Source organism: Nocardioides sp. (assembly GCF_047607365.1).
Classification (GTDB): Bacteria; Actinomycetota; Actinomycetes; order Propionibacteriales; family Nocardioidaceae; genus Nocardioides.
This window is the reverse complement of record NZ_JASGDD010000219.1, coordinates 20,883-42,711: the sequence shown is the minus strand read 5'-3', so window position 1 is coordinate 42,711 and position 21,829 is coordinate 20,883. Positions and strand designations below refer to the sequence as shown.

The 21,829-nt window shown below is 71.0% G+C and carries 23 protein-coding genes; 10 read left to right on the top strand and 13 right to left on the bottom strand.

The genetic code is table 11. The features are described 5' to 3' along the window. Positions 1-12 precede the first annotated feature (12 nt). A complete protein-coding gene (locus tag QM572_RS17110; protein WP_415095178.1) occupies positions 13-1,740 on the top strand; it encodes a protein kinase family protein in 1,728 nt (575 codons plus the stop codon). Between the two features lie 174 nt (positions 1,741-1,914). Further along, the gene (gene trxB, locus QM572_RS17105; protein ID WP_415095177.1) at positions 1,915-2,889 is read left to right on the top strand and encodes a thioredoxin-disulfide reductase; all 975 of its coding nucleotides are present in this window, start codon (positions 1,915-1,917) and stop codon (positions 2,887-2,889) included. Positions 2,890-3,004: 115 nt separating this feature from the next. On the opposite strand, the gene QM572_RS17100 is transcribed toward trxB, so the two are convergent. From QM572_RS17100 to QM572_RS17090, 3 genes are read right to left on the bottom strand one after another with little or no spacing between them, the layout of a single operon-like run. After that, positions 3,005-3,937 (bottom strand): nucleoside hydrolase, encoded by a 933-nt coding sequence (locus QM572_RS17100; protein WP_415095176.1) that lies wholly within the window; start codon positions 3,935-3,937, stop codon positions 3,005-3,007. Beyond that, entirely contained in the window at positions 3,934-5,355 is a 1,422-nt protein-coding gene (locus QM572_RS17095) for an MFS transporter (protein WP_415095175.1), read from the bottom strand. The genes QM572_RS17100 and QM572_RS17095 overlap by 4 nt, the downstream gene beginning before the upstream one ends. A 5-nt stretch (positions 5,356-5,360) precedes the next feature. Beyond that, positions 5,361-6,707, bottom strand: a complete 1,347-nt coding sequence (locus QM572_RS17090) for a M20/M25/M40 family metallo-hydrolase (RefSeq protein WP_415095197.1) — start codon at positions 6,705-6,707, stop codon at positions 5,361-5,363. Between the two features lie 134 nt (positions 6,708-6,841). Between QM572_RS17090 and trxA the strand changes: the two genes are divergently transcribed. Continuing rightward, entirely contained in the window at positions 6,842-7,174 is a 333-nt protein-coding gene (gene trxA, locus QM572_RS17085; protein ID WP_415095174.1) for a thioredoxin, read from the top strand. A 31-nt stretch (positions 7,175-7,205) separates the two neighbouring features. Here the strand turns inward: trxA and QM572_RS17080 are convergent, their stop codons facing one another. Further along, on the bottom strand, positions 7,206-7,874 hold the full coding sequence (locus QM572_RS17080) for a GNAT family N-acetyltransferase (protein WP_415095196.1): 669 nt from the start codon (positions 7,872-7,874) through the stop codon (positions 7,206-7,208). Positions 7,875-7,917: 43 nt separating this feature from the next. Here QM572_RS17080 and QM572_RS17075 point away from each other — a divergent pair, with 43 nt between their 5' ends. Beyond that, positions 7,918-9,234 (top strand): PLP-dependent aminotransferase family protein, encoded by a 1,317-nt coding sequence (locus QM572_RS17075; RefSeq protein ID WP_415095173.1) that lies wholly within the window; start codon positions 7,918-7,920, stop codon positions 9,232-9,234. 184 nt (positions 9,235-9,418) lie between these two features. Here QM572_RS17075 and QM572_RS17070 read toward each other — a convergent pair whose 3' ends face one another. From QM572_RS17070 to rpmH, 8 genes are all read right to left on the bottom strand, one after another. After that, entirely contained in the window at positions 9,419-10,432 is a 1,014-nt protein-coding gene (locus QM572_RS17070; RefSeq protein WP_415095172.1) for a ParB/RepB/Spo0J family partition protein, read from the bottom strand. After that, positions 10,432-11,421, bottom strand: a complete 990-nt coding sequence (locus QM572_RS17065) for a ParA family protein (RefSeq protein ID WP_415095171.1) — start codon at positions 11,419-11,421, stop codon at positions 10,432-10,434. The genes QM572_RS17070 and QM572_RS17065 overlap by 1 nt, the downstream gene beginning before the upstream one ends. Before the next feature lie 179 nt (positions 11,422-11,600). Beyond that, complete coding sequence (gene rsmG, locus QM572_RS17060) at positions 11,601-12,383, bottom strand: 16S rRNA (guanine(527)-N(7))-methyltransferase RsmG (RefSeq protein ID WP_415095170.1); 783 nt, start codon at positions 12,381-12,383, stop codon at positions 11,601-11,603. 113 nt (positions 12,384-12,496) lie between these two features. Further along, positions 12,497-13,024: a protein jag gene (locus tag QM572_RS17055; RefSeq protein WP_415095169.1), complete on the bottom strand. Its 528-nt coding sequence runs from the start codon at positions 13,022-13,024 to the stop codon at positions 12,497-12,499. A gap of 85 nt (positions 13,025-13,109) precedes the next feature. Then, complete coding sequence (gene yidC, locus QM572_RS17050; RefSeq protein ID WP_415095168.1) at positions 13,110-14,054, bottom strand: membrane protein insertase YidC; 945 nt, start codon at positions 14,052-14,054, stop codon at positions 13,110-13,112. 6 nt (positions 14,055-14,060) lie between these two features. Then, positions 14,061-14,288 carry a membrane protein insertion efficiency factor YidD gene (gene yidD / locus QM572_RS17045; protein ID WP_415095167.1) on the bottom strand — a complete coding sequence of 76 codons (228 nt, stop codon included), beginning with the start codon at positions 14,286-14,288 and terminating at the stop codon, positions 14,061-14,063. Further along, on the bottom strand, positions 14,285-14,680 hold the full coding sequence (rnpA, locus tag QM572_RS17040; RefSeq protein ID WP_415095166.1) for a ribonuclease P protein component: 396 nt from the start codon (positions 14,678-14,680) through the stop codon (positions 14,285-14,287). Before rnpA ends, yidD begins: the two co-directional genes overlap by 4 nt. 22 nt (positions 14,681-14,702) lie before the next feature. Further along, positions 14,703-14,840, bottom strand: coding sequence for a 50S ribosomal protein L34 (rpmH, locus tag QM572_RS17035; protein WP_091126038.1), 138 nt, complete (start codon positions 14,838-14,840; stop codon positions 14,703-14,705). A 307-nt stretch (positions 14,841-15,147) separates the two neighbouring features. Here rpmH and dnaA point away from each other — a divergent pair, with 307 nt between their 5' ends. Continuing rightward, complete coding sequence (dnaA, locus tag QM572_RS17030; RefSeq protein WP_415095165.1) at positions 15,148-16,647, top strand: chromosomal replication initiator protein DnaA; 1,500 nt, start codon at positions 15,148-15,150, stop codon at positions 16,645-16,647. A 4-nt stretch (positions 16,648-16,651) separates the two neighbouring features. Here dnaA and QM572_RS17025 read toward each other — a convergent pair whose 3' ends face one another. Further along, positions 16,652-17,095: a MarR family winged helix-turn-helix transcriptional regulator gene (locus tag QM572_RS17025; protein WP_415095164.1), complete on the bottom strand. Its 444-nt coding sequence runs from the start codon at positions 17,093-17,095 to the stop codon at positions 16,652-16,654. 53 nt (positions 17,096-17,148) lie between these two features. Here QM572_RS17025 and QM572_RS17020 point away from each other — a divergent pair, with 53 nt between their 5' ends. From QM572_RS17020 to QM572_RS17000, 5 genes are all read left to right on the top strand, one after another. Continuing rightward, positions 17,149-17,565 carry an organic hydroperoxide resistance protein gene (locus tag QM572_RS17020; protein WP_415095163.1) on the top strand — a complete coding sequence of 139 codons (417 nt, stop codon included), beginning with the start codon at positions 17,149-17,151 and terminating at the stop codon, positions 17,563-17,565. Between the two features lie 353 nt (positions 17,566-17,918). After that, positions 17,919-19,058, top strand: coding sequence for a DNA polymerase III subunit beta (dnaN, locus tag QM572_RS17015; protein ID WP_415095162.1), 1,140 nt, complete (start codon positions 17,919-17,921; stop codon positions 19,056-19,058). Positions 19,059-19,101: 43 nt separating this feature from the next. Further along, on the top strand, positions 19,102-19,992 hold the full coding sequence (gene gnd, locus QM572_RS17010; RefSeq protein ID WP_415095161.1) for a phosphogluconate dehydrogenase (NAD(+)-dependent, decarboxylating): 891 nt from the start codon (positions 19,102-19,104) through the stop codon (positions 19,990-19,992). A 38-nt stretch (positions 19,993-20,030) separates the two neighbouring features. Then, complete coding sequence (gene recF, locus QM572_RS17005) at positions 20,031-21,209, top strand: DNA replication/repair protein RecF (RefSeq protein WP_415095160.1); 1,179 nt, start codon at positions 20,031-20,033, stop codon at positions 21,207-21,209. Then, complete coding sequence (locus tag QM572_RS17000; RefSeq protein WP_415095159.1) at positions 21,202-21,768, top strand: DUF721 domain-containing protein; 567 nt, start codon at positions 21,202-21,204, stop codon at positions 21,766-21,768. Before recF ends, QM572_RS17000 begins: the two co-directional genes overlap by 8 nt. The last annotated feature ends 61 nt before the right edge of the window (positions 21,769-21,829 follow it).

Sequence of the window (21,829 nt, the reverse complement as noted above, 5' to 3'; positions counted from 1 at the left end):
AAGGGGGGTGCCATGGCGACGAACCGACCCGGCGATCTGCTCGCCGGGCGCTATCGCCTCGACGACCTCATGAGCGAGTCGGGATCCGGCCAGTTCTGGCGCGGCTTCGACACCGTGCTCGCCCGCGATGTCGCGATCCACGCCATCGACGTCCAGGACCCGCGCTCCCTGGCCCTCCTGGTGGCCGCGCGGGCCTCGGCCCACGTGGTGGAGAGCCGCTTCCTGCGAGTGCTCGACATCGACACGGTCGACGGGCTCACCTTCGTGGTCAACGAGTGGGGGTCGGGGACGTCCTTCGACAACCTGCTCGCCCGCGGCGGACCGCTGTCGCCGCGCCGAGCCGCCTGGGTCGTCGACGAGGTCGCCGCGGCGCTCACGGTCGCCCACGAGGCGGGCATCGCCCACGGCCGACTCAACCCCGAGAACGTGCTCATCGACGACGCCGGGTCGGTGCGGATCATCGGCTTCGCCGTCGAGGCGGCCCTCCACGGGCTCGGCGGCGACCGCGTGCCGATCGACATCACCGACCTCGCCGCGCTGCTGCAGGCGGCGCTCACCGGCCGCTGGGCGGGCATCACGGAGTCCGCCGTGCCCCGGGCGCCGCGCGAGCACGCGACGATCCTCGAGCGCGGTCGCGAGCGGGTGCTCAGCCCGCGGCAGATCCAGGCCGGCGTGCCCACCGTGCTGGACGAGCTCTGCGACGAGGTGATCAACCGGCCGCACGGCCGCCACGCGGGGCTGCACACCGCGCGGGAGATCCACGAGGTGCTCGCGGCCTACGTCGGCGACCCGGGGGACGTCGAGGAGGAGGTGGCCGCGGCCGCCCAGGCGTCGGCGCTGCTCGTCGCGACGGCGGGCACCAGGGTGGATCCCGAGCGCACCGGCCCCCTGGAGCGGACGGACTTCCCGACCGAGCTCGGCACCCCGATCTTCGACGAGTCCGGCGACGTCAGCTGGTTCACCCCGCGGGAGAACCACCCGGTCGCGACCGTCCCGCCGCTGGAGCCGCTGCCCGAGCGGCCCCTCTTCACCCCCGACGGCGAGCGCTGGGCGACCCCACCGTCCCGGAGCGACGTGGCGCCGTCGTGGGTCCTGTCCGCGCCCTCCGGGGTCGAGGAGGACCGCCCGCCGGGGTCCGGGTGGCTCCGCCTCGCGGCGGCGCTCGGCGTCATCGTGCTCCTCGTGACGGCCGCCGTGACGGCGTTCGCCCTCACCCGCTCGAACGACGGAGCGACCCCGCGGACCACGCCGACGACGAGCAGCGCGGCGCCCACGCCGGCGACGATCCCCGGCGTGACGGCGCTGGACTTCGACCCGGAGGGCGACGCGCCGTTCACCGAGTTCCGCGAGTTGGCGCCGCTCGCGGTCGACGGCGACCCCGCCACCTCGTGGCACAGCTACACCTACACCCAGCAGTTCGGCCCCGGCGGGCTGAAGGACGGGCTCGGCATCGTCCTCGACCTCCAGCAGTCGTACGCCGTCACCTCGCTCGACCTCACCTTCGCCAAGGCGGGCACGAGCCTGAGCGTCTACGTCACCGACGAGGCGCCGACCGCCGCGCCGACCGAGGCCACGGAGGAGGCCGCCTCACTGGACGAGGCCGGGACCCAGGCCACCGTCACCCTCCCCGAGGCCACGTCGGGTCGCTACGTCACCGTGTGGTTCACCGCGCTGCCGCAGGTCAAGGGCGGCTACCGCGTCCAGCTCGCCGAGGCCTCGGTCGCCGGCACCCAGCCCTGATCGGACGTCGTGAGGCACCCGGAACATCGCACCGTAGGATCGTGTTCTGCCAATGGTCATCTTCGGAGATTCGCCCGGGGTGCGGGGCACCCGGCGAATCTCCGGAGATGACCACCGGTGCGACCGGCCCCGCCGGCGTACGGCGTCCACACCCCCGCTAGAGAGAGCCCAGAGATGACCCAGGGAACCGAGCCCACCGATCCGCGCAACGTGATCGTCATCGGCTCCGGGCCGTCCGGCTACACCGCTGCGGTCTACGCCGCGCGCGCCTCGCTCGAGCCGCTGGTCTTCGAGGGCTCGGTGACCGCCGGCGGCGCGCTGATGAACACGACCGAGGTGGAGAACTTCCCCGGCTTCCGCGACGGCATCATGGGCCCGGAGCTCATGGAGAACATGCGCGCCCAGGCGGAGCGCTTCGGCGCCGAGCTCATCGCCGACGACGTGATCGAGGTCGACCTCACCGCTGACGTCAAGAAGGTCGTCACCTACGGCGGCACCTTCTACGCCAAGGCCGTCATCCTGGCCATGGGCTCGGGCTACAAGAAGCTGGGCCTCGCCGACGAGGACCGGCTGTCGGGCCGCGGCGTGTCGTGGTGCGCGACCTGCGACGGCTTCTTCTTCCGCGAGCAGCACATCGCCGTCGTCGGCGGCGGCGACTCGGCCGTCGAGGAGGCCACCTTCCTGACCCGCTTCGGCTCCAAGGTGTCGCTGCTCGTCCGCCGCGACGAGCTGCGCGCCTCGAAGGTGATGCAGGAGCGGGCGTTCGCCGACCCGAAGCTCGAGATCGTGTGGAACACCGCGGTCGAGTCGATCAACGGCGCCGAGTCGGTCGAGTCGCTCACGCTCGTGGACACCGTCACCGGGGAGAAGAGCGAGCTGCCCGCCACCGGGCTCTTCGTCGCGATCGGCCACGACCCGCGCTCGGAGCTCGTCCGGGGCCAGGTCGACCTCGACGCCGAGGGCTACGTCCTGACCCGGACCGGCTCGACCGCCACGAACCTCACCGGCGTCTTCGCCGCGGGCGACCTCGTCGACCACACCTACCGCCAGGCCATCACCGCCGCCGGCTCCGGCTGCGCCGCCGCCCTCGACGCCGAGCGCTTCCTCGCCGACCTCGAGCACCACCTCCACGCCTCTACCACCGCCTGAGCGTCTCCGCACAGCGTCACCGTGACGCTGTGCCCGTCGAGTGACACCTGCGACGTGTCACGCTCAGCCCGAAGCGTCGCGGTGACACGTCGGCGGTCGGCCGCGTCCGCGCTCCTCACAGCCGGGCGATCGCGTCGGTCACCAGCCCCCAGAACCGGTCCGCGTCGATGCCGGTGGCGACGGAGGTGCGCGTGCCGGGCGGGGCCGGGGCGCGGAGGTCGGCGACCGTCATGCCGCGCGTGTGCGTGCCGGTCAGCTCGATCGACACCGGCGCGGGGCGCACGCTCAGCACTGCCGGGTCGATGACGTAGGCCACCGCGACCGGGTCGTGCACCGGCGGGTGGTCGAACCCCTGGGTGTTGCGGTAGGCCGCGCGGAAGAACGTCATCAGCTCCTCGAAGAACCGCGACACCGGCGTCCCGAGGGCGGCGATCCGGTCGACGACGTCGGGCGTGGCGAGCGCGTGATGGGTGACGTCCAGGCCGACCATCGTCACCGGCCAGCCTGCGGAGAAGACGATGTGCGCGGCCTCGGGGTCGATCAGGATGTTGAACTCCGCCGCTGCGGTCCAGTTGCCTCCGGCGTACGCGCCGCCCATGAGGACCACCTCCCGGACCCGCGGCACGATCCGGGGCTCCAGGCGCGCGGCGAGCGCGATGTTGGTCAGCGCCGCGGTGGGGACGAGGGTGACGGTCCCGGGCGGCCGCGCCATGATCTCCTCGACGATCAGCTGCACCGCATGACGCCGGTCGAGCTCGATCGCGGGAGGCGGCAGCGACGGCCCGTCGAGCCCCGACTCGCCGTGCGTCGCCTCGGCCGTCTCGATCTCGCGCACCAGCGGTCGCTCCGCGCCCCGGGCGAACGGCACCCCCTCGATCCCAGCCACGGCGGCCACGGCGAGGGCGTTGCGGGTCGTCTTCTCGATGGTCTGGTTGCCGAACACGGTCGTCACGGCGATCAGCTCGATCGCGGGCGAGCCCCAGGCGAGCAGCATCGCCACCGCGTCGTCATGACCGGGGTCGCAGTCGAGGATGATCCCGCGCGTCATGCCCGGGCCTCCCCTCGCACCAGCCAGAGGCTCAGCGATCCCACCAGCGCGGCGCCCGCGCAGATCGCCCACACCGCCAGGTAGCCCGACAGCGCCGCATGCCCGTACGCCGGGTCGCCGATCGTCCCGGTCGAGGCGAGGCAGATCGCGAAGACCGCCGAGGCGACCGCGCCGCCGAGCGTCTTGGCGGCGTTGGTCATCCCGGTCGCGAAGCCGACCCGGTCCACCGGGGAGACCGCTGCCGCCGCCGACGGGAGCGCCACCACCATCGCGCCCGAGCCGACCCCCGCGACGACCATGACCAGCACCGTGAGCAGGCGGCTGTCGTGGAACGGGATCCAGCCGGCGTACCCGAGGGCGACGAGGACGGTGGCGACGAGCATCGCCACCCGGACGCCGGCTCGGCGCGCGAACGCCGGATAGGCCAGCGCGCCGACCATCAGGCTGACGACGTACATCCCGATGCGGCCCGACGTCGCGCTCGCCGAGAGCCCGAAGCCATAGCCCGCGACCTCGGGGTCGCTTCGTAGATATGTCGATAAAGGGATCTGGGCTCCGAGGATCGAGATCCCGAAGAGGAAGGCCGTGAGCTGGATCGGCCACTGTGCGGCGGTGGCGAGGAGGCGGACGTCGACCAGCGGTGCCTCCCGGTCCGACTCGAGCCGCCAGAACGGCACGAGTGCCGCGAGCCCGAGCGCGATCAGCGCCCACGGCAGCACCGATCCGGGGCCGTCGAGCCGCATCGCGATGAGGCCGCCCATCACCAGCCCGACGAGCAGCGTGAGGAGCCCAAGACCGGGCCAGTCGAAGCCGCCGCCGGAGGTCCCGGGCGCGCCCTCGACGCCGATCCAGATCGCCAGGAGACACAGCGTCACCACCACGGCGGGGATCGCGAGCACGGTCGTCATCGACAGCGACTCGACCAGCGCGCCGGAGGTGAGCGCGCCGACGATCACCGACAGCTCCAGCACCGCCACGAGGATCGCCGCGGCCCGGCGGGTCAACGCCTCCTGGCGGGTGTCGCCGGAGGTCCGCCGGTGGATGATCGCGACCTCGAGCGGGAGCCACACGACGTACGCGCCCTGGAGGGCGGTGCCGGCGAGGTAGGTCCCGAAGCTCGGAGCGAACGCCATGATCCACGAGCCGGCCGCGGTGATCGCCGTGGCGAGCAGCAGGATGCGGCGGTGCCCGATCAGGTCGCCGAGACGCGCGAGCGGCGGCACGACCAGCGCGGAGACGACCAGCTGCGCGGCCTCGAACCAGTTGACGTCGGCATCCTCGACGTCGAGGTGGCGCGCGAGGTCGGTGAAGATCGGCGTGTAGTAGCCCTGCAGCACCCCGCTGGCGAGCTCGACGCAGGCGAGGAAGCCGACGACGGCGACCAGGCTGCGCGCGGTCGCCGACGTGGGGCCGGCCACGGCGTTCACAGCGTCTCCAGGAGCCGGCGGTACCACCGGATGCCGTCCAGGTAGTCGCTCACGCCGATCCTCTCGTCGGCCGCGTGGATGCTCGCGCGCTGCGCCCGCGTCATCCGGAACGGCGCGAAGCGGTAGACCCGCGGGCAGATCGTCGTGAAGAAGCGCGAGTCGGTGGCGGCCAGCATCACGTACGGCGCCGGCACCGCGTCCGGGTACACCTCGGCGATCGTGCGCTCCAGATGCTCGAAGGCCTCGCCGTCGGGACCGGTCCACGGGGAGACCGGACTCGGCTCGTTCGCGTCGATCAGCTCGATCGTCACCCGATCGTCGTCGATCGCCCGCCGCAGCCGCTCCACGATCCCCGCGACCGTGTCGCCGACCATGACCCGGACGTTGAGGCCGGCCGTGGCGCTCGACGGCAGCACGTTGATCGCCGGTGACCCCTCGAGCGTCGTGAGCGCGACGGTCGTGCGGACCATCGCCCCGGCCTCCGGACCGGCCAGGGTGAGCGCACGCGCCGCCGCGTCCGCGAGGCGACCCAGCCGCGGCGCCCTCCCGAGCCGCCCGATCTGGGCGGCCACCACCCGCAGCGGACCGTCGAGGTGCGGAGCGACCCGCCGGAAGAGCTCCGCGGTCACCGGATGCAGCCGGGACGGCATCGTGGCGCCGTCCACCGCCAGCAGCGCCTTCGCCAACCGCGCGGTCGGTCCCCCACGCACCGGCGTCGAGGCATGGCCGCCGTCGTCGGTGACGCTCAGCCGCACCGACGTGGTGCCCTTCTCCGTCACGCCGACGACCCCGATGGGCGCCGACAGGCCGGGCAGCGCCTCGTGCGCGATCGCGCCGCCCTCGTCGAGCACGAGCCACGGCTCGACCCCGCGCTCGCGGAGCAGCGCCACCGCGGCACGTGCCGCGGCGCCCGTCGTCTCCTCGTCGCAGCCGAAGCTCAGCCAGACGTCGTACGCCGGGACGAGGCCGTCGGCGAGCAGCGACTCGACCGCCTCGCAGATCGCCGCCACGCAGCCCTTGTCGTCGAGGGTGCCCCGGCCCCACAGCTCCCCGTCGACGACCTCGCCGGCGAAGGGCGGGCGACTCCACTCCCCGGCGACCACCGGCACGACGTCGAGGTGCGCCATGAGGACGACCGGCCGCTCGGCCGAGGCGCCGGGCCAGTGGATCAGGAGCCCGTGGTCGCCCACGCGGGTGACGTCGAGGAGATGGACGCGCGGCCACTGCTCGGCCATCGTCGCGAGCAGCCGGGGGAAGTCCTCGCCGCTCCCCGGACTCCCGGCCACCGTCGGGATCCGCACGATCGCCGCCAGCCGCTCGATCTCGTCCCCTGCCTCCGTCATCTCCACGTGGCCACGGTAGCGATCCGCGTGGCGCGGGAATGGGCGGCCACCCGGTGCTGTTGAGTGTCATCAGACGTTCCGTTCACCGCCTCTCCACCCGGGAGCAGGCGGTCAATCCGAAGGGTGGCCACCCCATGGCTGGAAACATCGCCGCTGTGACCGACGCCGAGTTCGACGCGTCCGTCCTCAAGTCCGACAAGCCGGTGCTCGTCGACTTCTGGGCCGAGTGGTGCGGTCCGTGCAAGCAGGTCGCACCGATCCTCGACGAGATCGCCGGTGAGCACGGTGACAAGGTCACGTTCCTCAAGATGAACGTCGACGAGAACCCCGTCACGCCCAGCAACTACCGCGTGACCGGCATCCCGACGATCAACGTCTACCAGGGTGGCCAGGTCGTGAAGAGCATCGTCGGCGCCCGCCCGAAGGCCGCCATCCTCAACGAGCTCAAGTCCTTCATCGAGGCCTGAAACCGTAGCCGCGGTCAGCGGCGACCGGACATCAGGTCCTTCCCGGTGCCTCAGCCCTGTTGCGGGGCTGGGGCACCGGTGATTTCCGGGGCCGTACGACGCCCACGAGCCGCTCGAGGGCGGTCTCGATCTCGTCGCGCCACGTGACGATGGAGCGGAGGTCCATCCGCATCCGGGGGGCGGTCGGGTGGGGCCGGTGGGTCTTGAACCCGACGCGGGCCAGGAAGTGCTCCGGCGCGGCGCACCGCCGCCCGTGGATCCCGCTCGCGACGCCCTTGTCGCCGAAGGCCTCCACCGCCCGGATCCCGCCGCGCTGCAGCAGGTCCCGGGCCGTCGCCTGGATGAGCAGCCGCCCGATGCCGGCGTCACGCCAGCCGGGCGCCACCCAGAGCGTCGTCAGCTGCACCGCGTCGCCCGAGATCGGCGCCGTCGGGAAGGCCGCGGAGCCGGGCACGAACGCGGCCGGCGCGTAGATCACGTAGCCCACCGGCTGGTCGTCGACGACCGCCACCCGGCCGCACGATCCCCACTCGCGCAGGACCTCCGAGAGCCACGCCTCCTTCTCGGTCGCGAGGTCGTCGTGGTCCAGCCGGCCCCGGCGTACGGCGTCCAGCTCCCAGAAGAGGCAGTCGCGGCAGGGCGCGTCCAGGGCAGCGAAGAGGTCCAACGTGAGCGGAACGACCTTGCGCGCCATCGCCATCACCTTCACGCAATCGGGCTACATGCCTCACACTAGAACAACCATGTCTGTCGAACCCGTGCGCCCGCGTCCCGTCCTCGATCCCTACGTCGATCGATACGCCGCACGCACCGCAGGCATGACCGCCTCGGAGATCCGCGCCCTCTTCGCCGTCGCGTCCCGGCCGGAGGTGGTCTCGCTGGCCGGCGGCATGCCCAACATCAGCGGTCTGCCGCTCGACATCGTCGGTCATGCGATCAACGACCTGGTCCTCACCCAGGGCCCGGTCGCGATGCAGTACGGCTCCGGCCAGGGCACCCCCGAGCTGCGCGAGCAGATCACCGAGATCATGCGCCTCGAGGGGATCGAGGCCCACGCCGACGACGTCGTCGTGACCGTCGGCTCCCAGCAGGCCGTCGACCTCGTCACGCGGATCTTCTGCGACCCCGGCGACGTCGTCCTGTGCGAGGCGCCGTCGTACGTCGGCGCCCTCGGCGTCTTCAAGAGCTACCAGTGCGAGGTCGTCCATGCCGAGATGGACGCCGACGGGCTGATCCCCGACGCGCTGCGCAACGCCATCCGCGCCACCAGGGCCGCCGGCAAGACGATCAAGTTCCTCTACACGATCCCGAACTTCCACAACCCGGCCGGCGTGACGCTCTCCCTGGCCCGGCGCCACGAGATCGTCGAGATCTGCGCCGCCGAGGGCATCCTCATCCTCGAGGACAACCCGTACGGCCTGCTCGGCTTCGACCGCGACCCGCTCCCCGCGATGCGCTCGCTCTCGGCCGACAACATCGTCTACCTCGGGTCGTTCTCCAAGACCTTCGCCCCCGGCTTCCGGGTTGGCTGGGCGCTCGCGCCCCACACCGTGCGGGAGAAGCTCGTCCTCGCGCAGGAGTCGGCCACCCTCTGTCCGCCGCAGTTCAGCCAGATGGCGATCTCGGCGTACCTCTCGAACCACGACTGGCAGGGCCAGATCAAGGACTTCCGGGAGATGTACCGCGAGCGCCGCGACGCGATGACCCACGCGCTGTCGGACATGATGCCGGCCGGCGTCCGCTGGAACGTCCCCGAGGGCGGCTTCTACGTCTGGCTCACCCTCCCCCCAGGCGTCAACGCCAAGGCGATGCTCCCCCGCGCCGTCACGGCTCGCGTGGCCTACGTCCCCGGCACGGCGTTCTTCGCCGACGGCTTCGGCACGTCGTCGATGCGGCTCTCCTTCTGCTACCCGACCCCCGAGCGCATCCGCGAGGGCGTACGCCGTCTCGCCGGCGTCCTCGAGGCCGAGATGGACCTCCAGACCACCTTCGGCATCGACGACACTACCGAGATCCGCCTCGGCACCGGCCGCGACAACCCCTCCACCAATACCTTCTGACGCTGCCCGGGGTGGAGTCACCGGTTAACCGGTGACAGGGGAACTTCTCGGCCGGCAGGACCCCCGAGAAGTTCCCCTCTTGCCTGGGCGGTGTGACGTGCGGGGCGGATGTGAAAGCGGTCACCGGCCGGGGCTGTGGGGCCCGAGAGCGGTCGCCCCCTCAGTCGTTTTATCGACTTGTCGATTAGTTGTCAGGCCTGTCGATCAGGTCGACGATGCGGCGTAGGTCCTCGAGAGTGGCGAACTCGATCGTCACCCGGCCCTTGGCCTTGCCCATGTCGACCTTCACACGCGTGTCGAGGCGGTCGGCGAGACGCGAGGCGATGTCGGCCAGGCCGGGAGCCTTGAGCTTGGGCAGCCGAGCAGCGCGACGGGTGGGGCCGCCGTGCTCGCCGACGGCGATGATCTCCTCGAGCGCCCGGACGCTGATGCCCTCGGCCACGACGCGCTGGGCGAGGCGGTCCTGGGCGTCGGAGTCCTCGACGCCGAGCAGCGCGCGGGCGTGGCCGGCCGAGAGGACGCCGGCGGCGACCCGGCGCTGGACCGCCGGGGTGAGCTTGAGCAGACGCAGGGTGTTGGAGATCTGCGGCCGTGACCGGCCGATGCGGGTCGCGAGCTCCTCGTGCGTGCAGGAGAAGTCCTCGAGCAGCTGCTGGTAGGCCGCTGCCTCCTCGAGCGGGTTGAGCTGGCTGCGATGCAGGTTCTCCAGGAGCGCGTCCCGCAGCATGTCGGTGTCGTCGGTCTCGCGGACGATCGCCGGGATGGTGGTGAGGCCGGCCTTCTGCGTGGCCCGCCAGCGGCGCTCGCCCATGACGAGCTCGTAGCGCGGCGCTCCTCCGTCTCCTGTCGCGTCGGCAGCGACCGGACGCACCACGATGGGCTGGAGAAGCCCGACCTCGGTGATCGAGGTGACCAGCTCGGCCATCTCGTCCTCGTCGAAGACGGTCCGCGGGTTGACCGCGTTCGGGACGATCCGATCGATCGGCAGCTCGGCGAAATACGCTCCGGCGACGGGAGACAAGTCGACATTCTCGCGCTGAGAGCCCTCGGTGACCTCGGCGACCTTCTGCTCCAGGACCGCGCCGGTCGTCGCTCCTACGGCATTGTCCGGATGCTGGTCCTTGGATTTGACGGGCGGTGCGGTCGGAATGAGCGACCCGAGACCGCGACCGAGACCGCGACGCTGAGGAGCGGCCATCAGCTCGCCACCCCCTTCGACGCGATCTCACGAGCCGCCTCGAGATAGCTGAGCGCGCCCGGCGACCCCGGGTCGTAGGTCATGACCGTCTGCCCGTACGACGGCGCCTCGGAGACCCGCACCGAGCGCGGGATGTACGTCTTGATCACCTGATCCCCGAAGTGCTCCCTGACCTCCGCGGCGACCCCGGCGGCGAGACGCGTCCGGGCGTCGTACATGGTGATGAGGATCGTCGTCACCGCGAGCGAGGGGTTGAGCGCGGCGCGGACCATGTCGATGGTCTTGAGCAGTTGGGAGAGGCCCTCGAGGGCGTAGTACTCCGCCTGGATCGGGATCATGACCTCGGCGCCGGCGACCAGCGCGTTGATCGTGAGCAGTCCCAGCGAGGGCGGGCAATCGATGAACACGTAGTCCCACCGCTCCTCGCCGACCGACGACGCGTCCCCCACCCGGGGATGCTGCCGCAGTGCCTTGAGCAGCCGCTGCTCGCGCGCGACGACGCTCACGAGCTCGATCTCGGCACCGGCCAGGTCGATGGTCGCCGGCACGACGTCCAGCCCCGGGACCTCCTCCGCGGACACGACGACGTCGGCCAGCGGGACCTCCTCGACGAGGAGCTCGTAGGTTCCCGGTGTTCCCTGCCGGTGGTCGACGCTCAGTGCCGTCGAGGCGTTGCCTTGGGGATCGAGGTCGACGATCAGGACCCGCTGTCCGAGCTGGGTGAGCGCCGCAGCGACGTTCACCGTCGACGTGGTCTTGCCGACGCCGCCCTTCTGGTTGGCGACCACGAAGATCCGGGTCGCGTCCGGCCGTGGCATGGCGGGGCGCTGGGAGGCGTCCATCCGGGCAAGGATGCTGTGCTCGGCCGCGCGCGCCAGGGGCGTCTCGGTCTCGTCATCGTGGATGCTCGTCCCGTGCTCGGCGAAGTCGGCGGCGGTGCGGACGGTGCGCTTCGTCTCCGTCGACGTTTCACGTGAAACGTCGCCCATCACGCCGAGCACGTCCTGTGGAGGAACTCCCGCAACCTGTGGAGAAGTGGCGCTCTCAAGCGTGGACTCCCCGGTGGAAAACTCTCCGCCGCCGATAGCCTCGGGGTAGGTGTCCGTCACCGGATCGACCCGGTCCGTCGCCCCGACTGCCACGCCATCCGTCGTCTCCTGCTCATCGATCACGCCCGACGCCTTCCCTGTCGCTTCCTGCGTCCGGAGCTGTCGCCCGTCCGTGATCCTCCACGGGGCGCGGCGTCTCCCGAACGCTCACCGCGGCTCCCGGTGGGAGCAGATGGCCACGATACGCGCGCCGGATCGGCCCAGGCCACCCGAAGCGCGACGGTCGAGGACTCGAGCAGGCCGTCGCCGAGCGAGGTGGTCGTCGGCGCCGAGCAGCCCAATGCCGCCAGCGTCGGCGCCGCGGCGGCTATCTCGTCGTCGACCGACGACCCCTTCATGGCGATGAGCGCGCCGTCGGGGTCCACCAACGGCATCGACCACCCCAGCAGTCGCTCCAGCGGAGCCACCGCGCGGGAGGTGACCACGTCGAACCGGCGTACGCCGTGGAGGGCGTCCGCACGGCCACGGACGACCTCGACGTTGCCGAGGTCCAGGGCCGTGGCCACCTCTTCGAGGAACGCGGTACGGCGGAGCAGGGGCTCGATCAGCGTCAGGCGCAGGTCGGGCCGCACGATCGCGAGAACCAGACCGGGCAGGCCGGCGCCTGAGCCCACGTCGGCCACCGCGGCGCCCTCGGGGACCATCGTCTCGAGGATGGCGCAGTTCAGCAGATGACGGTCCCACAGCCGTGGGACCTCACGCGGCCCGATCAGGCCCCGGACGGTGCCGGCGTCGGCGAGCCAGCCGGCGTACGCCGTGAGCAGCGCCATCCGGTCGGCCGGGACGACATGAGCGGCAGCCGGCGGGGCGGCGGGTGGGGCGAAGGGATCCTCGGAGGTCACGGGTGCTCCTGTTTCACGTGAAACATGGTCCGGCACGAGCCGGCTCCAACGAAGAGCCGGGGCGCCGTTTCACGTGAAACGGCGCCCCGGCATCGGGGACGAGCTGGTGAGCGTCAGGCGGGCTGGACGACCACGTAGCGCCGCGGCTCGGCCCCGTCGGAGGACGAGGTCAGGCCCGCGGCGGCAACGGCGTCGTGGACGACCTTCCGCTCGAAGGGCGACATGGGGGAGAGCGAGACCGGGGCGCCGGTCTCCTTCACCTGGGCGACGGTCTGGGCCGCGAGCGCCTCGAGGGTCGCGCGCCGTCCGGCGCGATACCCGGAGATGTCGAGCATCAGGCGCGACCGCTCACCGGTCTCGCGGTAGACGGCGAGGCGCGTGAGCTCCTGGAGGGCGTCGAGCACGGTGCCGTCCTCGCCCACGAGGTGGGAGAGCTCCGCGCCCACGATCGAGACCGCGGCGCGGTCGCCGTCGACGTCCATGTCGAGGTCGCCGTCCAGGTCGGCGATGTCGAGGAGCTCCTCGAGGTAGTCGGCGGCGATGTCGCCCTCCTGCTCCAGCGCCTTCACACGGGGAGAGGCCTCGTCGGCGGAGTCGGCCGACACGGCCTCGGTGTCGATCACGTCGTTCTGTTCAGTCATGTCACGGTCCTTCTCAGGGGAGTGGGTGCCGGCGTACCGGCGGAAAGTCTCTGCGCCCGGAAGCGCGATGTTTCACGTGAAACAGCTACGGCTTGGGTGGGCCCTGCTTCTTCTGCCGCGCGGCCTTGGACTGTCGCTTGGGCTGCTGGCGCGTCGCCGGACGCTGCTCCTCGACGACGGTCGTCTCCACGACGCCGCCGTAGATCTGGCCCTTGGCCTCCGCCTTGGCGCGGTCCCGCTGCTCCTTGGCCTTCGCGGCCGGCGTCCCTGGGGCGGGGTTGTTCCGGATGACGTAGAACTGCTGCGCCATCGTCCAGAGGTTCGAGGTCGTCCAGTAGATCATCAGCGCGATCGGGAAGGCGATGCCGCCGACCGCGAAGACCACCGGGAGGACGTAGAGCAGGATCTTCTGCTGCTGGGCGTACGGACCCGACATCGCGTCGGCGGGCATGTTCTTGCTCATCAGCTGGCGCTGGGTGATGAAGGTCGTGGCCGTCATCGCGATGACGAGGATGATCGCCAGGACGACCACGTTGGTGGTCTCGTGATTGGTCAGGGTCTCGGAGATCCGCGCGCCGAAGATGGAGCCGTCCTTCAGGGAGCTGACGTCGCCCTCGTCGAGGAAGCCCTTCGGCTTGTTCTTCGCCGCGTTGCTCAGCAGGTGGAAGAGCGCCAGGAAGATCGGCATCTGGATCAGGAGCGGCAGGCAGGACGCGAACGGGTTGGTGCCCGTGTCCTTGTAGAGCTTCATCGTCTCCTGGGCGAGCCGCTCACGGTCGTGACCGTACTTCTTCTGCAGCTCCTTCACCTTCGGCTGGATGAGCTGCATGTTGCGGCTGGAGTTGATCTGCTTCACGAACAGCGGGATCAGCAGCGCCCGGATCGTGACCGTCAGACCGACGATCGAGAGCGCCCACCCCCATCCGGAGTTCGAGCCGAGCAGGTGCCCGAACAGCCAGTGCCACGCCAGCAGGATCGCCGAGATGGCGTAGTAGAGCGGCGTGCCGATGGCGACGATGAGGTCTCCCACGTGGGATCAGACTCCTTGCTTCGCGGGCGGCACGGGGTCGTAGCCTCCGGCCGCCCAGGGGTGACAGCGGAGCAGGCGTCGCAGGGCGAGCCAGCTCCCCTTGAGGGAACCATGGCGCTGCACGGCTTCGAGCGCGTACGCCGAGCAGCTGGGGTGATAGCGGCACACCTGGCCGTACAACGGGCTGATCAGGAAGCGGTAGGCCCGCAGCAACCCGACGAGAAGATGCTTCACGACGACATCCCCTCGGCAAGGGACTCCAGGCCCTGGATCCGCCCGAGACAACGGGCGAGGTCCTGGCGGAGTTCCAGCGACGTGGCACCGGCCGCCGGCGGCAGGGCGCGCACCACCAACACAGCAGAGCCCGGGAGCGCCTCCGAGTGAGGAAGCAACTCCCGGGCCTGGTGTCGAAGTCGACGCTTCACGCGGTTGCGGGTCACCGCCGGACCGACGGCCTTGCTGACCACGAACCCCACGCGCAGCGGAGGCGTCGCGTCGCGCGGAGCCGGCGAAGCCGACTCGACCAGCGCGTGGACCACGACGGTTCTCGCGGCGGCGCGCCGCCCACGGCGTACGACGGCGGCGAAGCCGTCCGAGTCCGTGAGGCGCGCGCTGCGGGGAAGCACGGTCAGCCGAGGCCGACGGGCCTCAGACGGCGAGGTCCTTGCGGCCCTTGCGGCGACGAGCGGAGAGGATGGCGCGACCGGCGCGGGTCCGCATGCGCAGACGGAAACCGTGCGTCTTGGCACGACGACGGTTGTTCGGCTGGTAGGTACGCTTGCTCACGAGGATTTCCTTTGATCAGTTCTTGGGGAAGACCGAGCAACGGTACGCGTGCGCGAATGACAGGGTCAAACCCTCGCGACGAGCCTCCGCCGGCTCTCTCCACGATCTTCTCCAGGCCTGTGGACAACGGCTTGCAGCGGGCCCTCGCGTGGAGTTAGGTTCACGGCTCATCGTCTGCTCTCCACGCGTGAAAACGGCTCCACAAGCTGTGGACAAACGTGTGGAGAGAGCGCGAGATCATGAGGGCGGCCTGCGAGATCCGGAGGCCGGTCGCGCGGGACTGACTTGGGACAGAGGGGGCCGCCGCATGGAGCCGAGCGGGACCGGCAGCACACACCACGACGAGGTCTTCGAGCGGGCCTGGCGCGCCGTGGTGGAGGGCCTCCAGCCGAGTCAGCAGGCCTGGGTGCGGACCAGCGCGCCGGTGGCGATCCATGGGGACACCGCGATCGTCGCGGTTCCCAACGACTTCACGCGCAACCGCCTCGAGGGCGCGCTGCGCTCGCAGCTCGAGGAGTCCCTCAGCGTCGAGCTGGGCCTGGAGGTCCGGATCGCCGTCACGGTGAACCCCGCACTCGACATCGAGACCACCGACGTCCCCGAGCGCGTCGAGCCCCCGCGGCCCGCGGAGCCGCTGAGCGCCACCCAGGAAGACTTGTCGACAAGACGACAGATCGATGCCACGCCCGGTCCCGTCGCTCCGGCGCCGGCCCTCGTGCCCACCCCGCCCCGGCCGCAGCGTGCCGACGAGGCGGCGCAGAGCACGCTCGAGACGCGCCTCAACCCGAAGTACACCTTCGAGACCTTCGTCATCGGCTCGTCCAACCGCTTCCCCCACGCCGCCGCCATCGCGGTCAGCGAGGCACCGGGCCGGGCGTACAACCCGCTCCTGGTCTACGGCGAGTCCGGGCTCGGCAAGACCCACCTCCTGCATGCCATCGGGCACTACGCCCGAGCGCTCTACCACGGCGCCAAGGTGCGCTACGTCAGCAGCGAGGAGTTCACCAACGAGTTCATCAACGCGATCCGCGACGACCGGCAGGACCGGTTCAAGCGCCGCTACCGCGACGTCGACGTGCTCCTCATCGACGACATCCAGTTCCTGGAGGGCAAGACCCAGACGCAGGAGGAGTTCTTCCACACCTTCAACGCGCTGCACAACGCCAACAAGCAGATCGTGCTCACCTCCGACCGCAGCCCCAAGCGCCTCGAGGCGCTGGAGGACCGGCTGCGCAACCGATTCGAGTGGGGGCTCATCACCGACGTCCAGCCGCCCGACGTCGAGACCCGGATCGCGATCCTGCGGAAGAAGGCCGCCATGGAGCGGCTCACCGCGCCCTCGGACGTCCTGGAGTTCATCGCGACCAAGATCCAGACGAACATCCGCGAGCTCGAGGGCGCGCTGATCCGCGTGACGGCGTTCGCCAACCTCAACCGCCAGGACGTCGACATGTCGCTGGCCGAGATCGTCCTCAAGGACCTCATCCCCGAGGGGGGCGAGCCCGAGATCACGACCGGGCTGATCATCGCCCAGACCGCCGCGTACTTCGGGCTGGCGATCGACGACATCACGGGTCCCTCCCGCGGGCGCCACCTGGTGATGGCCCGTCAGATCGGGATGTACCTCTGCCGCGAGCTCACCGATCTCTCCCTGCCGAAGATCGGCGCGCAGTTCGGCGGCCGCGACCACACGACGGTGATGTACGCCGAGCGGAAGATCAAGCAGCTCCTCGCCGAGCGGCGCGCGGTCTTCAACCAGGTCACCGAGCTCACCAACCGGGTGAAGGTCTCCGCCCGCCAGGCCTGAGGCCTCAGTCCAGCCGCGTCGCCTCGAGGTGCGACAGGAGCACGCTCAGCCGCTCCCGCAGCTCGACGACCTCGGCCAGGCTGATCCCCATCGCCCGCCCCAGCTCCCCGGGTACGCCGGCGGCGCGCTCCTCCAGCTCGCGCCCCTCGGCCGTGAGCGAGACCAGCACCCGCCGCTCGTCCTCGGTGTCGCGCGTGCGGACCACCCGTCCCGCCGACTCGAGTCGCTTGAGCAGTGGGCTCAGGGTGCCCGAGTCGAGGTGCAGCCGCTCACCCAGCTCCCGCACGCTCATCGGCGAGGACTCCCAGAGTGCCAGCATGACGAGGTACTGCGGATACGTCAGGTCCAGCCCGGCCAGGAGCAGGCCGTAGGTCCGCGTCACCGCCCGGCTGGTCGCGTAGAGCGGGAAGCACAGCATGTCGTCGAGACGCATACCGCTGTCATCCATGGCCGCCACCCTACCTCTTGCGTAATTAAGTTGTGCACAATACAGTTGCTCACATGACACCGATCTACACCGCCTCCGCCGCGAGCACCGGCGACGCGCGCAACGGCCACGTCCAGTCCACCGACGGCATCCTCGACCTCGACGTCCGGGTCCCGAAGGAGATGGGCGGCGCCGGCGGGGCGACCAACCCCGAGCAGCTCTTCGCCGCGGGCTACGCCGCGTGCTTCCACTCCGCCCTCAAGCTCGTCGCCGGCAAGGCCGGGGTCGACATGACCGACTCCGAGGTGGTCGCCGACGTCTCCATCGGCGACAACCGCAGCGGGGGCTTCCAGCTCGCCGTCCAGCTCGAGGTGACGATCCCCGGCACCGACGAGGCCACGGCCCAGCAGCTCGCCGACCGCGCCCACCAGGTCTGCCCCTACTCCAACGCCACCCGCGGCAACGTCGACGTGGCCATCACCGTCGCCTGAGCCCTCCCGGAGGTCGCTCGCCGCTGTGCACAACACCGAGCCGACCCTTGAATTACACGGTGGTGAGATGCGGAGTGGCCACCGGACCGGCCACAGCCGCCGCGCGGCGTGCACATGGGCGGCAGCCGCTCCCCACACTCGTCCACAGCCCCTGTGAGCGGCGTTTGCGGAGCATGACCTGCGCAAACGCCGCTTCTCCACAGATTCCACGGCTGCTATGACTCCTATGGACCTACAACCGGACCATTCCCTCGTGAAACCCGTCCGACCGGCCTATGGGGGATAACTCACGCATGGCAGGATGCAACTCACCCCTCATCCCTGAGCCGCACCATGCGTGAAAGGTCCCGATCGTGAAGTTCCGCGTCGACCGCGATGTGTTCGCCGAAGCCGTCGCCTGGGCAGCGCGCAGCCTGCCGGTCCGCCCGAGCACCCCTGTGCTCTCCGGCCTCCTCATCGACGCCACCGACGAAGGCCTGGTGCTCTCCAGCTTCGACTACGAGACCTCGGCCCGCGCCACCCTCTCGGCCGAGGTCGCCGACGAGGGTCGGGCGCTGGTCAGCGGTCGCCTCCTCGCCGACATCGTCCGCAGCCTCCCCGCGAAGCCGGTCGAGCTCACCCTCGACGGCGCTCGCGTGAGCCTGACCTGCGGCTCGGCGCGCTTCAGCCTCCAGACGATGCCCGTCGAGGACTACCCGACCCTTCCCGACATGCCGACCGCCGCCGGCACGGTGAAGAGCGAGGAGTTCGCCCACGCCGTGGCCCAGGCGGTCACCGCCGCGGGCCGCGACGACATGCTCCCGGTCCTCACCGGCGTCCGGATCGAGATCGACGGCGACACCATCTCGCTGCTGGCGACCGACCGCTTCCGGCTCTCGATCCGCGAGCTCACCTGGAACCCCGTGACCCCGGACAGCACCCTCGCCGCGCTCGTCCCCGCGAAGGTCCTGGCGGACACCGCGAAGTCGCTGACCGCCGGCTCCGAGGTCACCATCGCCCTGTCCGCCGGTGGAGCCGGCGAGGGGATCATCGGCTTCGAGGGCCAGGTCGCCGGCGGCGTACGCCGGACGACCACCCGTTTGCTGGACGGGGAGTTCCCGAAGGTCCGCAGTCTCTTCCCCAGCGAGCACCTCACCATCGCCAAGGTGGACAAGTCCGCCCTCGTCGACTCGGTCAAGCGCGTCTCGCTCGTGGCCGAGCGCAACACGGCCGTGCAGCTCGCCTTCAACGACGGCGTCCTCACCCTCGACGCCGGCACCGGCGACGAGGCCCAGGCGTCGGAGTCGATCGAGGCGACGGTGACCGGCGAGGACCTGACCACGGGCTTCAACCCGACGTACCTCCTGGACGGCCTGGGAGCCATCGACGCGGCGGTCGTCGAGCTGGCCTTCACCCAGCCGTCCAAGCCGGTCGTCATCTCGGGCGCGGAGGACACCGGTGACGACACCGCGGAGTTCCGCTACCTCCTCATGCCCCGGCGCCTGCTCTCCTGACTTCGCAACACCGGCTCACACGTCTCCCACGGGAAGGTTCGCCATGCACCTCGGTCTCATCGGTCTGGGCAAGATGGGCGGCAACATGCGCACCCGGCTGCGCAACGCCGGCCACACCGTCACCGGATTCGACCGCAACCCCGACATCTCCGACGTCGCCTCGCTCGAGGAGCTCGTCGAGGCCCTCCCCTCGCCCAAGGTGGTGTGGGTGATGGTCCCGGCAGGTGATCCCACGCGCTCGACGATCGCGGCGCTGAAGGAGCTGCTCGGCGAGGGCGACCTCGTCGTCGACGGCGGCAACTCGAAGTACACCGACGACGCGATCAACGCCGCGTCGCTCGCCGAGAAGGGCATCGGGTTCGTCGACTGCGGCGTCTCGGGCGGCGTCTGGGGCCTGCAGAACGGCTATGCGCTCATGTACGGCGGCAAGGCGGAGGACGCCGAGAAGGTCATGCCCGCGCTCCTGGCCCTCAAGCCGGACCACACCGAGGACGGCCTCGTCCACTGCGGCTCCACGCCCGGCGCGGGCCACTTCTCCAAGATGGTCCACAACGGCATCGAGTACGCGATGATGCAGGCCTACGCCGAGGGCTGGGAGCTGCTCGACAAGGTCGACATCGTCGACAACGTCCCCGAGATCTTCGCCTCCTGGCGCACCGGCACCGTCGTCCGCTCCTGGCTGCTCGACCTGCTCGTCGACCAGCTCCGCGCCGACGAGCACCTCGACAAGATCCGCGGCTACGCCGAGGACTCCGGCGAGGGCCGGTGGACCGTCGAGGCCGCCATCGAGAACGCGGTCCCGCTGCCCGCCATCTCCGCCTCGCTCTTCGCCCGCTTCGTCTCCCGCCAGGAGGACGACGTGGCCATGAAGGCGATCGCGGCGATGCGCAACGGCTTCGGCGGCCACGCCGTGATCTCGGAGTCCGAGGCCTGAGCCTCCCCGATGCGATGTCCGCGATGACGGAGCCCTGAGTGCACGTCTCCCACCTGACGCTCCGCGACTTCCGCTCCTACGAGCTGACCGAGGTCGAGCTCGAGGCCGGGGTCACCGCGTTCGTCGGGCTCAACGGGCAGGGCAAGACCAATCTCGTCGAGGCGGTCGACTACCTGTCGCGACTGCAGTCCCACCGGGTCGCGACCGACGCGCCGCTGGTCCGGGCCGGCGCCGACCAGGCCCTCATCCGCGCCGCGGTCGTCCGTGAGGGACGTACGGCGACCCTCGAGGTGGAGATCAACGCCGGTCGTGCGAACCGTGCCCGGATCAACAAGTCGCCGCTGCCGCGCACCCGCGACCTGGTCGGCGTCGTCCGCACGGTCGTCTTCTCACCCGAGGACCTCGTGCTGGTCAAGGGCGACCCGGCCGAGCGCCGGCGCTTCCTCGACGACCTCCTCGTGCTCCGCACCCCGCGCCTCGCCGGCGTCAGGGCTGACTATGAGCGGGTCCTGCGGCAGCGCAACACCCTGCTGAAGTCGGCGCGCGCCCATCGCGGCGGCCGGGACGGGATGCTGGCGACCCTCTCCGTGTGGGACGAGCAGCTCGCGCGGGCCGGCGCGGAGATCCTCGCCGAGCGGCTCGCGCTGGTGGAGTCGCTGGCGCCGTACGTCGGGAAGTGCTACCGGGCGATCGCTCAACGCCGGTCGGCCCATGCATTCGCCTCACGCGACGACGCCGAGATCGCCTACCGCTCCTCCTTCGACCTCGGCGAGCTCGCGGCGCCCGCGCCGGAGGGGGTCGACCTGCGACCGCTGCTGGAACGGGCCATCCTCGACGAGATCGAGCGCCGCCGCAGCGACGAGCTGGACCGAGCGGTCTCGCTCGTCGGGCCGCACCGTGACGAGCTGGTCCTCACGCTGGCTGGTGGCGGGCAGCAGCTGCCGGTGAAGGGCTACGCGTCGCACGGGGAGTCGTGGTCCTTCGCCCTGGCTCTCCGCCTGGCGGCCTACGACCTCCTCCGCGCCGACGGCGACGACCCGATCCTCATCCTCGACGACGTCTTCGCCGAGCTCGACGCCACCCGGCGCGAGCAGCTGGCCGACCTCGTGGCCGGAGCCGAGCAGGTGCTCGTCACCGCCGCCGTCGGCGCCGACGTGCCCGAGGTGCTGCGCGGCGCTCGCTACCGCGTCGCCGGCGGGGAGGTCACCCGTGAGTGAGGACGAGGACCCGGCCGCCGGCACCACGGCGGGCGCCGCCGATGAGCACATCAAGCCCGACGGTCTCGACCTCGCGCGGGCGCTGACCCGGGCGACCGCCGGATCCACGCCGAAGTCCCGCACCCGCACGCGCAAGCGCGCCCAGCCCGGGCAGCCGGGACAGTCCTCCCGCGGCCGGGTCGGCGCCGCCCACCCCGACGACCGAGACCCTCAGCTCCTCGACGCCACCATCGGGCGACTCGTCGAGGAGCATGGCTGGCAGCTCGACCTCAAGGTCCACGCCGTCCTCGGCAACTGGGCGGAGCTGGTCGGGCCCGAGATCGCCGACCACTCGACCCCGGAGTCCTTCAGCGACGGCAAGGTGGTGGTCCGCACCGACTCGACCGCGTGGGCCACCCAGCTGCGGCTGCTCGCGCCCGACGTCGTACGACGTCTCAACGCCGAGCTCGGGAACGGGACCGTCCTGCAGATCGAGGTGCTGGGTCCGGCCGGCCCGACCTGGAAGAAGGGCCCGCGATCGGTGCGCGACGGTCGGGGGCCGCGGGACACCTACGGCTGATCCGCCTTGACCGCAGGACGCGCGCCAGAGCCGATCTGGCGGACTCAGGGACGTACCGGCC

Excerpts from the sequence above, each read along its gene's own strand:
- QM572_RS17110 (WP_415095178.1), top strand. The coding sequence starts at position 13 with ATGGCGACGAACCGACCCGGCGATCTGCTCGCCGGGCGCTATCGCCTC.
- QM572_RS17080 (WP_415095196.1), bottom strand. The coding sequence starts at position 7,874 with ATGGCGATGGCGCGCAAGGTCGTTCCGCTCACGTTGGACCTCTTCGCT.
- gnd (WP_415095161.1), top strand. The coding sequence starts at position 19,102 with ATGCACCTCGGTCTCATCGGTCTGGGCAAGATGGGCGGCAACATGCGC.
- trxB (WP_415095177.1), top strand. The coding sequence starts at position 1,915 with ATGACCCAGGGAACCGAGCCCACCGATCCGCGCAACGTGATCGTCATC.
- QM572_RS17100 (WP_415095176.1), bottom strand. The coding sequence starts at position 3,937 with ATGACGCGCGGGATCATCCTCGACTGCGACCCCGGTCATGACGACGCG.
- dnaA (WP_415095165.1), top strand. The coding sequence starts at position 15,148 with ATGGAGCCGAGCGGGACCGGCAGCACACACCACGACGAGGTCTTCGAG.
- QM572_RS17025 (WP_415095164.1), bottom strand. The coding sequence starts at position 17,095 with ATGGATGACAGCGGTATGCGTCTCGACGACATGCTGTGCTTCCCGCTC.
- QM572_RS17020 (WP_415095163.1), top strand. The coding sequence starts at position 17,149 with ATGACACCGATCTACACCGCCTCCGCCGCGAGCACCGGCGACGCGCGC.
- QM572_RS17055 (WP_415095169.1), bottom strand. The coding sequence starts at position 13,024 with ATGACTGAACAGAACGACGTGATCGACACCGAGGCCGTGTCGGCCGAC.
- QM572_RS17065 (WP_415095171.1), bottom strand. The coding sequence starts at position 11,421 with ATGGGCGACGTTTCACGTGAAACGTCGACGGAGACGAAGCGCACCGTC.
- trxA (WP_415095174.1), top strand. The coding sequence starts at position 6,842 with ATGGCTGGAAACATCGCCGCTGTGACCGACGCCGAGTTCGACGCGTCC.
- QM572_RS17070 (WP_415095172.1), bottom strand. The coding sequence starts at position 10,432 with ATGGCCGCTCCTCAGCGTCGCGGTCTCGGTCGCGGTCTCGGGTCGCTC.
- QM572_RS17075 (WP_415095173.1), top strand. The coding sequence starts at position 7,918 with ATGTCTGTCGAACCCGTGCGCCCGCGTCCCGTCCTCGATCCCTACGTC.
- QM572_RS17090 (WP_415095197.1), bottom strand. The coding sequence starts at position 6,707 with ATGACGGAGGCAGGGGACGAGATCGAGCGGCTGGCGGCGATCGTGCGG.